9 protein-coding genes and 1 pseudogene are annotated in these 12,891 nt (G+C 67.3%); 6 read left to right on the top strand and 4 right to left on the bottom strand.

The genetic code is table 11. The features are described from left to right. Positions 1-51: 51 nt before the first annotated feature. The 3 genes from C1Y63_RS09890 to C1Y63_RS09900 all read left to right on the top strand — a co-directional run bounded on the left by C1Y63_RS09890 (position 52) and on the right by C1Y63_RS09900 (position 2,571). Complete coding sequence (locus tag C1Y63_RS09890) at positions 52-924, top strand: LysR family transcriptional regulator ArgP (RefSeq protein ID WP_106016294.1); 873 nt, start codon at positions 52-54, stop codon at positions 922-924. Between the two features lie 104 nt (positions 925-1,028). After that, positions 1,029-2,069: a DoxX family protein gene (locus C1Y63_RS09895; RefSeq protein WP_106016295.1), complete on the top strand. Its 1,041-nt coding sequence runs from the start codon at positions 1,029-1,031 to the stop codon at positions 2,067-2,069. Positions 2,070-2,172: 103 nt separating this feature from the next. Further along, positions 2,173-2,571 carry a hypothetical protein gene (locus C1Y63_RS09900; RefSeq protein WP_106016296.1) on the top strand — a complete coding sequence of 133 codons (399 nt, stop codon included), beginning with the start codon at positions 2,173-2,175 and terminating at the stop codon, positions 2,569-2,571. Positions 2,572-2,658: 87 nt separating this feature from the next. Here the strand turns inward: C1Y63_RS09900 and ilvD are convergent, their stop codons facing one another. The 3 genes from ilvD to C1Y63_RS09915 form a co-directional block, all read right to left on the bottom strand. After that, a complete protein-coding gene (ilvD, locus tag C1Y63_RS09905; protein WP_106016306.1) occupies positions 2,659-4,503 on the bottom strand; it encodes a dihydroxy-acid dehydratase in 1,845 nt (614 codons plus the stop codon). A 340-nt stretch (positions 4,504-4,843) separates the two neighbouring features. Further along, positions 4,844-5,401: a PH domain-containing protein gene (locus tag C1Y63_RS09910; RefSeq protein ID WP_106016307.1), complete on the bottom strand. Its 558-nt coding sequence runs from the start codon at positions 5,399-5,401 to the stop codon at positions 4,844-4,846. Positions 5,402-5,494: 93 nt separating this feature from the next. Then, complete coding sequence (locus C1Y63_RS09915) at positions 5,495-7,369, bottom strand: mechanosensitive ion channel family protein (RefSeq protein ID WP_106016297.1); 1,875 nt, start codon at positions 7,367-7,369, stop codon at positions 5,495-5,497. Positions 7,370-8,161: 792 nt separating this feature from the next. Between C1Y63_RS09915 and C1Y63_RS09920 the strand changes: the two genes are divergently transcribed. The 3 genes from C1Y63_RS09920 (at position 8,162) to ilvC (ending at position 11,823) form a co-directional block, all read left to right on the top strand. Continuing rightward, positions 8,162-10,054 (top strand): acetolactate synthase large subunit, encoded by a 1,893-nt coding sequence (locus C1Y63_RS09920; protein ID WP_106016298.1) that lies wholly within the window; start codon positions 8,162-8,164, stop codon positions 10,052-10,054. Beyond that, positions 10,054-10,569 (top strand): acetolactate synthase small subunit, encoded by a 516-nt coding sequence (gene ilvN / locus C1Y63_RS09925; protein WP_106016299.1) that lies wholly within the window; start codon positions 10,054-10,056, stop codon positions 10,567-10,569. Before C1Y63_RS09920 ends, ilvN begins: the two co-directional genes overlap by 1 nt. Positions 10,570-10,809: 240 nt before the next feature. Beyond that, a complete protein-coding gene (ilvC, locus tag C1Y63_RS09930) occupies positions 10,810-11,823 on the top strand; it encodes a ketol-acid reductoisomerase (RefSeq protein ID WP_106016300.1) in 1,014 nt (337 codons plus the stop codon). Positions 11,824-12,054: 231 nt separating this feature from the next. On the opposite strand, the pseudogene C1Y63_RS12725 reads toward ilvC, so the two are convergent. After that, positions 12,055-12,891 (bottom strand): annotated as a pseudogene (locus C1Y63_RS12725) (hypothetical protein); the annotation flags it as partial.

The following is a 12,891-nucleotide window of genomic DNA, read 5'->3' on the forward strand; positions in this document are numbered from 1 at the left end:
GCGGGGGCTGAAGAAAAATTACATGTCTGTTACGTGGGTTAGAATCGCTTCATGAATCCGACGCATTTGGCGACGCTGCTCGCCGTCTTCGACGAAGGCACCTTCGAGGGTGCCGCCGACGTTCTCGGGATCACCCCCTCCGCCGTGAGCCAGCGCATCAAAGCCCTGGAAAACCACACCGGGCGCGTGCTCGTCCACCGCACCCAACCCGCCACCCCCACCGAGGCCGGCGAAGTCCTCGCCCAAGCCGCCCGCCGCATGGCGCTGCTGCAAGCGGAAACCGACGCGCAGCTCCGCGGCCGCCTCGCCGACATTCCGCTGTCCGTCGCCGTCAACGCCGACAGCCTCGCCACCTGGTTCCTCCCCGTCATCCGCGAGGTCGCCGCCTGGGACCAGGCCTCCCTGCGGCTGCGGGTGGAGGACGAATCCCATTCGCTCAAACTGCTCCGGCGGGGCGACGTGCTCGGGGTCGTCACCCGCGAATCGCTCGCCGTCTCCGGGTGCGAAGTCCAGCCCCTGGGCTTTATGCGCTACCGGGCGCTCGCCAGCCCCGCACTGAAAGAGCGCTACACCCGCGCCGACGGCAGCATCGACTGGGCCAGCATGCCGGCGCTGCGCTTCGGCCCCAAAGACGCCCTCCAGGACAATGACCTCGCCGGCCGGGTCGACACCCTGCCCCGGCACCGCCGCATCAGCCAGATTCCTTCCTCCGAAGGCTTCGTCGCCGCCGCCTGCATGGGGCTCGGCTGGGCGCTCATCCCGGACCTGCAATCCGACCCGCTGCTCGCCCGGGGCGATCTCGTCACCCTCGACGAGCGCGTGGAGGAAGTGCCGCTGTACTGGCAGCACTGGCGCCTCGAATCGCCGCTGCTGAGCAAACTCTCGGCCGCCGTCGTTGCCGCGGCGCACGTACTCCAGCACTGATCGCGGCCGCGGTGAAAGGGAGAACGCCTGATTTGCCCGCCAGGTGTGCGCTGTACGGCCTGGCACCGCCACATGGCAGGCGCGCTCACCTAGGGTTTAGGGCTATGACGCCGCACAAGCCTAAGGACAACCGCACCCCCGCCGAGCGCCCCGTCGCCACCGGCGACGACTTCGTCGAGCTCGACACCCCGGATGTTCCGGAGGTCACAGGATCGGAACTGTCGTCGATCTACGCCCGCGCAGGCCGCGCCGAACCCACCACCATTCAGCCGAAACCCCAGGCGGACACCGCGGGCGGGCCCGCCGACGGTGCCCCGGCAGGGGAGATGCCCGAGGTGGCACCGACCGAGATCATCCCCAGCACCCCCCACGCGCCCGTGGAAGCGCCGCTGGCCTCCGACGCGCCGACGACCGCCTTCGACGCCCCCACCCCGGGGCAGAAGCGCGCGGCCGACGTGGCGAAGCTGCTGCCGCCCCTGGACGACGAACCGCAGCCTGTCGCACCCGCCGATGCGGCGGCGCCGACAGCCGTGTTCGCGCCCCAAGCCCCCACCGAGGACTACCTCGACGGCCCCGGCCCCCTCCTGCAGGACCCCGCCCTGCCCGCCGAGGACGCCCCCGAGGCCGCCGCCGTCGTGGTGGAATCCCCGCGCCGCGGCACCATCGACTTCGGCCTGCTGCTGCTCCGCCTCGTGCTGGGCGGCGCCCTCGGACTCCACGCCGTCAGCGTCTTCTTCGGCCTGTTCGGCTCCCGCGGGCTCGTCAGTCTCCAAAACGAATTCGCCGGCTACGACTACCCCAGCATCCTCGCCGTCGCGATCCCCGCCCTCGAGCTCACCGCAGCCGTGTTCCTCATCCTGGGTCTCATGGCCCCCATCGCTGCCGCCGTCGCCCTCGTCGTCACCTCCTTCACCCTGGCCCACCAGGTGTACAACGACGGCACACAGGACGGGATCGTCCTCGCGGGCGTGCTGTTCGGCCTCGCATTGGGCCTGCAGTTCACCGGCCCCGGCCGCATCGGCCTGGACTTCTCCCGCGGCTGGGCGCGCCGCCCGCTCGCTTCCTCCTGGGTGATGCTGCTGCTCGCCGCCGCCTGCGTCGCAGGCCTGTGGTGGGTGGGAACCGGCGTGAATCCTCTACACTAAGCCCAACAGCCAGCACGCACCCCGCCCCGGACACCACACACCCCGGGGTGGCGCACTGCTAGACGTGCATGAACGATTCCACCGTTAGAGGAGACCACACGCCGTGAACGCCGATCTCAAAGCCATTATCACCGGTGCCGTCGTCGGCATCATCTCCTGGTTCGCGTTCCTCAACTGGTCCGTCGGCACCGCCGACCCCACCCGCACCCTGCCCTGGGAGACGTGGCAGATGGCCGTCTTCGGCGTCGTCGTCGCCCTCGGGGCGGTGTGGTTCACCGTGAAAGACCGGCTGGCGATCGCCGTCTCCTACGCCTTCGCCGCCAGCATTACGACCGTCCTGCTTTTCGTCATCACCGTGCAGGCCAACGACGTCACCGGCCTGTTCATGGTCGGCGCGTTCATGATCCTCGTCGGCATGATGACCCTGCTGGTGGCCACCAGCTTCGTCACCGCCGGCATCGTGTGGCTTGTGCGGCGCAACCGCACCGACACCAGCTCCTAGGGGTATACGACAGCAGCGGCCGGGCATGATGCCCGGCCGCTGCTGTCATTCTGTCTGTATCTCTTCCGTTCCCGTGGGGGCGGGGTGTTAGTCGACCTGCCGGACCGCACCCTTGTCGGCGGAGGTCGCCATCTTCGCGTAGGCGCGCAGCGCCTTCGTCACCGTGCGCGTGCGGTTGCGCGGCTGCCACGGGCGGTCGGAGGCCTCCATCGCGGCGCGGCGGCGGGCCAACTCCTCCTCGTCGACGTTGAGGGACAGTTCGCGGGTGTGCACATCGATGGTGATCTCGTCGCCATCCTCCACCAGGCCAATGGCACCGCCGTGGGCCGCCTCAGGGGAGATGTGGCCCACCGACAGGCCGGAGGACCCGCCGGAGAAACGCCCATCGGTAATCAGCGCGCACTTCTTGCCCAAGCCCGCGCCCTTGAGGAACGCCGTCGGGTGCAGCATCTCCTGCATACCCGGGCCGCCAGAGGGCCCCTCGTAGCGGACGACCAGCACCTCACCGGGCTGAATCGTGCCGTTGAGGATGACGGACACCGCCTCCTCCTGGGACTCGACGACACGAGCCGGGCCGGTGAAACGCCACAGGGACTCGTCCACACCGGCCGCCTTGATGATCGCACCATCCTCGGCGAGGTTGCCGCGCAGCACCGCCAAGCCACCATCCTTGGTGTAGGCGTGCGCCACGTCGCGGATGCAGCCACCGGCCGCATCGGTGTCGAGGGAATCCCAGCGGTTGTTCGTGCTGAACGGCTCCGTGGTGCGCACCCCGCCCGGGGCGGCGTGGAACAACTCCACCGCGGCGGCGGAGGGGTTCTCGGCGCGAATATCCCACTCGCCCAACCACTGCGCCAGCGACGGCGCATGCACCGAGTGCACATCCTCGTGCAACAGACCCGCCCGGAACAGCTCACCAAGGATCGCGGGGATACCGCCGGCGCGGTGCACGTCCTCCATGTGGTAGTCGGAGTTCGGCGACACCTTCGACAGGCAGCCCACCTTCCGGGAGAGGGCATCAATGTCGTCGAGGGTGAAATCGACCTCGCCCTCCTGGGCGGCGGCCAGAATGTGAAGCACCGTATTCGTCGACCCACCCATCGCCATATCCAAGGCCATCGCATTGTCGAAGGCGTGGCGGGTCGCAATCGAGCGCGGCAGCACACTCTCATCGCCCTCGCCGTAGTAGCGGCGGCACAACTCGACGACGAGCTCACCGGCGCGGGTAAACAGCTGCCGGCGGGCCGCGTGGGTGGCGAGGGTGGAACCGTTACCCGGCAGCGACAAGCCGAGGGCCTCAGTGAGGCAGTTCATCGAGTTCGCGGTGAACATCCCGGAGCAGGAGCCACATGTCGGGCAGGCGGACTGCTCCACCGCCGCCAGGCCCTCGTCGCCCACCTCCGGGGACGCGGATGCCGAAATGGCGGTCACCAGGTCCGTCGGGGCGTGCGCCACACCGTCGACGACGACAGCCTTCCCGGCCTCCATCGGGCCGCCGGAGACAAACACCACCGGGATGTTCAACCGCAGCGCCGCATTGAGCATGCCGGGGGTGATCTTGTCGCAGTTGGAGATACACACCAACGCGTCCGCCGTGTGGGCATTGACCATGTACTCCACCGAATCGGCGATGATCTCCCGGGAGGGCAACGAGTACAGCATGCCGCCGTGGCCCATGGCGATGCCATCATCCACGGCAATCGTGTTGAACTCCTTCGCCACACCGCCGGCGGCCTCAATGGCCTCCGCAACGATGCGGCCCACGTCGCGCAGGTGCACGTGGCCCGGCACGAACTGGGTAAACGAGTTCGCCACAGCGACGATCGGCTTACCGAAATCGCCGTCCTTCATGCCGGTGGCGCGCCACAAGGAACGGGCGCCCGCCGCATTGCGGCCAACGGTGGTGACTTTGGAACGAAGAGGAATAGACATGTGCGTGGACATCCTGGAAAACCATGTCCCTACGGCAAGCGCGGCCACAGCAACACACGCGCGGCGGAACACGGCGGCACCGGGCACCGACGGATACGGATCAGGTGCCCACACCGCGGGGCTGAGTCCCGCACGACGCCACAGACAGTAACAACTCCTGCGGCACGTCAGTGTGTCTCACGGGCCACGCCCCGCAGGCGGGGCGGGTGAGTGAGAAAAAGAATTTTGTTGAGCGTGGACGACGCCACCCGGCAGGCACACAGAGCGCTGCCGGGTGGCGTCACCACCACGTCGGGGACGGCCCGAGGATAAGGAACACAGGACAGGGCACTGTGGGCGCTTACTCGGGGTGGGGTGCGTCCTGCTGCGCGGCGAGGTGGGCCCGCGCCTCAGGACTGTCCTTGTCGACCAAAACCTGCCGCCCGTCACGGTGGATGATGACCACCTTGTCCTCAGCGGCCTCGCGGCCCCGAGTCAACGCGTCCGGGATTCGGCCCTGTGAGGCCTCCTCCAAGCGCGGCAGTGAGTTAAAGGTTACACCGGGCAGGCGGACGCTCCGCCCATCGGTGGTGTCAGCAAACGACGCCGCACCAGCAAAACGAAGACCAGCGAAGTCCTCCCACGCCACCTGCTCCGGGGCGCGGAAACCCCGCGTGGCGCGCAGGCCCGTCGAATCCACCACCGTCTGGGAACGCCACACCATGACCCCAAGGACCACGGGTACCAGCAACAACCAGCCCAACACCCACGGCTTCGCCGGGGTGAGCAGCAGAATCATGACGAACATCGCCACGAGGGCGAGAAGGTGCAGCCGGTCAGCGTGGAACACCTGCGCCTCCGGAGACGGGGTGTGGGGATGCGCGGTGGACGGTGATTCGTGTGCGGTGCCAGATGCCATGACGGTCATAGTACCCACCGCACCACCACCCGCCGCCACAGCTGTGTACCCCCGCGCGGCGGCCTCAGGGTCCATCCCCGGGAGAGCTGCGGGCTAGGTGCGGGCGGGAGCCTCCGCCGGTGCGGCCGGCAGGGTGCCGGGGTTCTCGGCGGGGGCAGCAGTGTCCCCGCCACCGTCCGCGGGGCGGGGCTCCTCGGGGGCCTGCGTCGGGGAGATACTCGCCGGAGGCTCATTGTCCTCGGGGAGTTCGCTGGGCTCATCGCTCGGAGCGGTGCTGGCCTCCGGCTCCTCGGCGGGCTCCTCTTCCTCCGCTGGGGCGCTGCTCGGGGCGGGTGCTGCGGAGGGCGCCTCGCTTGGCTCCGGCAGCAGGCTGGTCGGCTCCGGGGTGGACACCTCCTCCTCAGTGGTCTCCGCCGGGGCCGGGGCGGACGTGGCGGCGGTGGTGCGCTTCGGCGCCCACGCGCCATCCGGGTACTCCTCGTCGGTCTCCAACGTCAGCCCGCGGATGATGGTGAGCACCACGAGTGCGATGAGCAGCAGCGTGGTCGAGGGGCGCAGCCGCCACCCGAAGCTCAAATACTTCGCCCCTGGAATCTTCGACTGGGGCTCCTGTGGCTGGGCCGTCGCGCGCGCGGGCTTCTTCGGGTCGCGCACATGCACGTCACCACGAGCCGACTCGTGATGCTCGTCCACGTCCGCCAGCTCGTGCGCGCCACGCGTGGGGCCCGGCTCCCCATAGGCGGGGGCCTCCGCGTCCGCATCGGCAGCGTAGGGGTTGGACTCCTGCCCATCGCCCGCGATCGGCACATCCACCCTGGGGGTGCGGGCATAGTAGCCCGACGCCCCACCCGTGCCGAGCACCCCCGCGCCCCGGCGGGAAGCTCCCTCCCCGCCGGTGGCGTCCATGAGGATGGTCTCGGGATCCGCGCCCGGGAGCTCATCGGATTCGCGCAGAGTGTGGCGCGCCTCCGCGTCCGCGGAACGCCGCCACCGCGGGTCCGGGGCCGGATCGTTGAAGCCGCCCAGCTCCCCACGCTCCACCAGGGGAGTGCGTGCCGTGACGGGCCGGGTGCCCGGCTCATCCGTCACCGTCGCCAACTGGCGGCGCAGCGCACCAGACGTCGTCGTCGCCGAGCCGTACTCCGACCAGAACTCGTCCAAAATTGCCGTGCGGATTGCGCGCTCCACCACCCACTGGCGGGCCGGGTTGACCTGCACCACGAAACGCATGTCCGCCAGCCACGGCATGCCCACCACCGTGGGCTTCTCAATCGCAACTGCCGGGTGCACATCGAGCTCGCCACGCACATCCGGGGCAATATCGGGGCGCTCGAGGGCGCGCTGCGCGGCCGCCGCCGCCCGGCTAATCGCCTCATCGATCGAGGTGCTGCCCAGCAGTGGCACCGGCACCACCGCGACAGCGCGGGCCCAATAGTTGGAGTGGTTAATGCACACTCGCGCCGCCGAATTCGGCACCAGCACCGTCTCCCCGGCGAGCGTGCGCACCTTCGTTGCGCGCATCGTCATCTGGATGACGTCGCCCTGCACATCAACCCCGTTCCCCTTGAACTGCACCCAGTCGCCGACACCGAACTGCTTCTCCTGCAGCACGAAGAAACCGGCGAGGAAGTCAGCGATCACCGACTGGGCGCCCAAGCCCACGGCGGCGGAAATCACCGTTGCCGGGATCGCCGCACCCACGAGGGAGAAACCCAACACCTTGAGGAACGCCACCAGCAGCAGGAAGTACGCCACCAGTTGCAGCAGGTACATCACGGTGCTGAAGATCGCGAGCTTCGACTTCGACTCCTGGGCGGTGGCATCCAGGCGGGACTGGAACACCGTCACCGCGAAGCGGCCCACCCGCGGCACGAGGAGCGCCAGCACGGTGATGATGAGGAGCGTGACGCCGTCAGTGATGGCCCACGCCCACCACTGTCGGGCAAGAGTCTCTACGGGGATAAGCATGCCCTCCACAGTAGCGAGCCTGCGGCATGCGGCAAGCTACAGCGGAAGCACTCGCGGGATGCTCCCACGTGCGTCCCAGACAGCACCCAGGTGGGCGGTCGGTTGGGCGACGGGGGTGGGATGAGTGCGCGAATGAGGCCCGCGTCACGCAGGTGGGGGAGGGTGTGGGGGTGGCCACGGGGGTGGGGTCGCGGTGTAGCGGGTGGCACACACCCGGGGCTGGGGTGTAAATTGCTGAACCATGACGATCCGACTTCTTGATGTAGTAATTAGCCAGCGGCGCCGGCCGTAGCGGCTTGATTTACGCATCAACCGTCGACACAGTCAGCGCCCCTAAGCTCGTGCCACACCAGGCACTGAAACAAAGAAGCTTTGGGGCTTTTGTTATGAATACACCCGTGTGACCCCGCGGCCTCACCGCCTCCCGGGCCACGGTGCACGCCACATACAGGCGCACACTGGGGCCGGACACGGCGATGGGTGCCCGTGGGGATCATCCACCCCAAGGCGGCCACCTTCACGCCTGCGGGTGGAGCGCTGGCCCTGTGAAAAGAGTCCGGTCGCCGCACCAGGGTTCACCCGCTGAGAACACAGTTGGGCAGGCGAGCGCGAACGGGGAGAAGTGATTCATTGACCAGCGTCTGGCCCACCGGCCGCCGGTGCGCTGGGGCTGATGAGTGTCGGCGTGGTCGAGTCACGTCGTGCGTTCGTGGTCGGTGCCTTCCACGAACGCCGAAGTACAAAAGAAGTCCCGAAGATGGTTTTCTCAGTTTTCAAAGGAGCAGCAACGTCGTGAACTCGGCAGCTTCCACACAGGCGGCGAAGGGGCAATCCTCGAAGTCCGCGAAAAACGCTACGCCGGAACGAATGACGGGCGCCCAGGCCATTGTGCGTTCCCTGGAAGAACTCGGCGCCGACGTCGTGTTCGGCCTCCCGGGCGGCGCAGTTCTGCCCCTGTATGACCCCATTTATTCCTCGGAGAAGGTGCGCCACGTGCTGGTGCGCCACGAGCAGGGTGCTGGCCACGCCGCCACCGGCTACGCGCAAGCCACCGGCAAGGTGGGCGTGTGCATCGCGACCTCCGGCCCGGGGGCGACGAACCTCGTCACCCCGATCGCGGACGCGAACCTCGACTCGGTGCCGATCGTGGCGATCACCGGCCAGGTCGGCCACACCCTGCTTGGTACGGACGCCTTCCAGGAGGCTGACATCCGTGGCATCACCATGCCGGTGACCAAGCACAACTTCATGATCACGGACCCGAACATGATCCCCGCCGCCTTGGCGGAGGCGTTCCACCTGGCGGCCACGGGCCGCCCGGGCCCGGTGCTCGTCGACATCCCGAAGGATGTGCAGATGGCGGAGATGGACTTCGTGTGGCCGCCGAAGATGGACCTGCCGGGGTACAAGCCGGTGACCACCGGGCACCCGCGGCAGATCCACGAAGCCATCAAGCTGATTTCCCAGGCGGAGAAGCCCTGCCTGTACATCGGCGGCGGCGTCATCAAGGCCGAAGCTCACAAGGAACTGCTGGAGTTCGCCGAATACACCGGCATCCCCGTCGTCACCACCCTCATGGCGCTGGGCGCGTTCCCGGACTCGCACCCGCTGCACATGGGTATGCCGGGCATGCACGGGTCGGTGTCCGCAGTCGGCACGATGCAGCGCTCGGACCTGCTCATCGCCATCGGTGCCCGCTTCGACGACCGTGTCACCGGTGCCGTTGATGCCTTCGCACCCGATGCGAAGGTCATTCACGCCGATATCGACCCGGCGGAAATCTCCAAGATTCGCATGGCGGACGTGCCGATCGTCGGCGACGCCCGCGAGGTTCTCGCCGACATGCTGGCCGCCTACAAGTCCTCCGGCCTGCCGACGCCGAACGTTGGCCCGTGGGTGCAGTACGTGACCGGACTGAAGGAGAAGTACCCGCGCGGCTGGGACGAACAGCCCCACGGAATGATCTCCCCGCAGTACGTCATCAACGCCCTGAGCAACGAGGTCGGCCCCGACGCGATCTACTGCGCGGGCGTGGGCCAGCACCAAATGTGGTCCGCCCAGTTCATCGACTTCGAAAACCCGCGCACGTGGCTGAACTCCGGTGGTGCCGGCACGATGGGCTACTCGGTGCCCGCCGCCATGGGTGCCAAGGCCGGTATGCCGGACAAGGAAGTCTGGGCGATCGACGGCGACGGCTGCTTCCAGATGACCAACCAGGAACTCACCACCTGCGCGATGGAGGGCTTCCCCATCAAGGTCGCACTCATCAACAACGGCAACCTCGGCATGGTGCGCCAGTGGCAGACCCTGTTCTACGGGGGCCGCTACTCGAACACCAAGCTGCGCGAACAGGGCGAATACATGCCCGACTTCGTCGGCCTATCCGAGGCCATGGGGTGTGAAGCGATCCGTGTGACGAAAAAGGAAGACGTCATCCCCGCCATCCGACGCGCCCGGGAAATCAACGACCGGCCCGTCGTCATCGACTTCATCGTCGGCGAAGACGCCCAGGTGTGGCCCATGGTGGCCGCCGGCAACTCCAACACCGAAATCGAGTACGCGCTCGGTCTCCGGCCCCTGTTCGACGAGCACTCCGCCGGTGAGTCTCCCGCCGCCATCGATGTCGCCATCGACGACAACGCCAACGATGCTGCCAAGCAGTCCAGCCGAAAGGACATCATCTAATGAGCAAGGAGATCCACCGCCACATCCTGAGCGTCCTCGCGCAGGACACCGATGGCATTATCTCCCGCCTGGCGGGCATGTTCACCCGGCGTGGTTACTCGATCGTGTCCATCGCGTCTGCCGCGACCCACACCCCCGGTATCAACCGCATCACCATCGTCGTCGACGCCGACGACCTCCACATCGAGCAGATCACCAAGCAGCTCAACAAGCTGATCCCGGTGCTCAAAGTGATCCGCCTCGAAGACGACCAGGCGGTTGCCCGGGCGCTCATGCTCGTCAAGGTTGACGCGGACAACTCCAACCGCCCGCAGGTCGTCGACGCAGCGAAGATCTTCCGCGCCCGCGTCATCGACGTCGCGCCCGAATCCGTCGTCATTGAGGCCACCGGCCAGCCGGCGAAGCTGCAGGCACTCATCGACGTGCTGGAGCCCTTCGGCATCCGCGAGATGATCCGCTCCGGCGAGGTGGCCCTCGGCCGCGGCCCGAAGGTGATGGCACCCCGCAAGGGCTAATAGCCTTCGCTGCTCACTCCCCGGGATCCGTCCCGGGGGTGGTGGGGGTAATGCCCCCACGCCCATAAAAATCCCACAGTTTGATACAGTGTGTTTCATGGCGTGAGACGTTGTGTGGTGGTGTGCTACCCCTCAACCACACCGCACAGTCCCCGCCCCGATGCACTCACACTGCCCAACGACCCACACCCCGCACCCCAACCGCCCGGCGGGTGCAGTGAAGAAAGGTTCACACTCCACATGGCTATCGAAGTTCTCTACGACAATGATGCTGACCTGTCGCTGATCCAGGGCCGCAAGGTCGCCGTCATCGGCTACGGCTCCCAGGGCCACGCCCACGCCCAGTGCCTGCGCGACTCCGGCGTCGAGGTTGTCGTCGGCCTCCGCGAGGGCTCCAAGTCCGCAGAGAAGGCCACCGAAGCTGGCTTCACCGTCATGAGCAACGCGGACGCCGCCAAGTGGGCCGACGTCGTCATGATCCTCGCCCCCGACACCTCCCAGGCGAAGATCTACACCGAGGACATCGCCCCCAACCTCGAGGCCGGCAACGCTGTGTTCTTCGGCCACGGTCTGAACGTCCACTTCGGTCTCATTGAGCCGGCAGCCGACATCACCGTCGGCATGGTCGCCCCGAAGGGCCCGGGCCACCTGGTCCGCCGCCAGTTCGTTGACGGCAAGGGCGTGCCCTGCCTCATCGCCGTCGCGCAGGACCCCAAGGGCGAAGGCCGCGACCTGACCCTGTCCTACGCAGCAGCCATCGGTGGAGCCCGTGCAGGCGTCATCCCCACCACCTTCAAGGAAGAAGTCGAGACCGACCTCTTCGGCGAGCAGGTTGTGCTCTGCGGTGGCCTGGAGTACCTGATGATGGCCGGCTTCGAAACCCTCACCGAGGCGGGCTACGCCCCGGAGATGGCCTACTTCGAGGTTCTCCACGAGATGAAGCTCATCGTCGACCTCATCTGGGAGGGCGGCCTGGCCAACATGAACTACTCCATCTCCGACACTGCTGAGTACGGCGGCTACCTCGCCGGCCCGCGCATCATCGACGAGGGCACCAAGCAGCGCATGAAGGACGTCCTCACCGACATCCAGGACGGCACTTTCGTCAATCAGCTCATCGCCAACGTCGAGGGCGGCAACAAGGACCTCGAGGCCCGCCGCGCCGCAGTCAACGCGCACCCGATCGAGGAGACCGGCAAGAAGCTGCGCGACCTCATGAGCTGGGTCAAGAACCCGCTCGACGCCACCGCCTAAACAGCGGCCTGCGCCACCCGCGCGACTGCGCACAAGCCACCCCCGTCTCACCTGCCTGGCAGGAGAGGCGGGGGTGCTTGCATCCCACGGGTCGAACCAGCGATCAGCCTCTTCGTGCTGAGGGACCCAGTGCCCGAAGGCTACGACTACTAAACCCGCCGCGGCGGTACCTGCCACAGGTGGGGTGGGTGTGGCAGGTGCCGTCGCGGGGGTGCGGACCTTGGGTGGGGGTTAGTCCTTCGGTGGCAGCACCGAGTCATCGAAGCTGATGTCCCACCAGTCGTCATCGTCGTCGTCATCGTTGGTGGTGATAACGGGTGCATCCTCGGCCGGTGGGGCAGGAGCATCGACGATGTCGACAGCGTCGGCAGCTTCGGGCACAGTGGGGGTTTCGGGGGTGGGTTCCTCCTGTTGTTCCACCACCTCCTCCGTGGGTGGGGGTGGTGGGACGGGTCCGTGGATGGGGGGTGGGACAGGCCTGGGGGTGACGACTCCGACGGGCAGGACATCCATACCGGCCAGGTGATCAGTATCTGGGAGGTCCATCAGGGGGGTGTCGGTGTCGTCGCGGTCGTAGGTGATTGCCGGACTGGTGGGGTCGATGTCGTCGAGGCCTGGCTCAAAGACATCGACGTACCGTGCGGCAGCACCAGTTGCGCGACCATTGGTGGCCGGTGCCCCATTGGTGGTGTCACCTTTGGTGGTGTCTGCCTGGCCGCTGTCGGCGTCTACCGCACGACCGGTGCCCTTGGGGGTATCGGTGGTGTGGGTGTCCGGGTCACCACTGGCGGTGGTGTCGGCAGCACCATCAGCACCGGCATGAGCAGCACCGTCAGCATCCCGCCCATCAGCAGCACCAGCAGCACCGCTCGCATCACCGTCACCGTCAGTGTGACCGTCGGTGTTGGTGTCGTCGGTGTTGGTGTCGTCGGTGGGGATGTAGCCGGTTGCGTCACAGTACTCTTCAGCACTGTACGACGCGGCGTACTGCTCCTTGGCACCTTCATCGACGTACCACTGGCCGTGCTCGAGGTCGTAGTCGCGCACCATCTCAGCCAGCTCCTGGTA

This window comes from Corynebacterium sp. 13CS0277, assembly GCF_002994655.1.
In the GTDB taxonomy this organism is placed as follows: Bacteria; Actinomycetota; Actinomycetes; order Mycobacteriales; family Mycobacteriaceae; genus Corynebacterium.

Coding starts and splice junctions, on each gene's coding strand:
- C1Y63_RS09890 (WP_106016294.1), top strand. CDS start 52: ATGAATCCGACGCATTTGGCGACGCTGCTCGCCGTCTTCGACGAAGGC.
- C1Y63_RS09895 (WP_106016295.1), top strand. CDS start 1,029: ATGACGCCGCACAAGCCTAAGGACAACCGCACCCCCGCCGAGCGCCCC.
- C1Y63_RS09915 (WP_106016297.1), bottom strand. CDS start 7,369: ATGCTTATCCCCGTAGAGACTCTTGCCCGACAGTGGTGGGCGTGGGCC.
- ilvD (WP_106016306.1), bottom strand. CDS start 4,503: ATGTCTATTCCTCTTCGTTCCAAAGTCACCACCGTTGGCCGCAATGCG.
- ilvN (WP_106016299.1), top strand. CDS start 10,054: ATGAGCAAGGAGATCCACCGCCACATCCTGAGCGTCCTCGCGCAGGAC.
- ilvC (WP_106016300.1), top strand. CDS start 10,810: ATGGCTATCGAAGTTCTCTACGACAATGATGCTGACCTGTCGCTGATC.
- C1Y63_RS09910 (WP_106016307.1), bottom strand. CDS start 5,401: ATGGCATCTGGCACCGCACACGAATCACCGTCCACCGCGCATCCCCAC.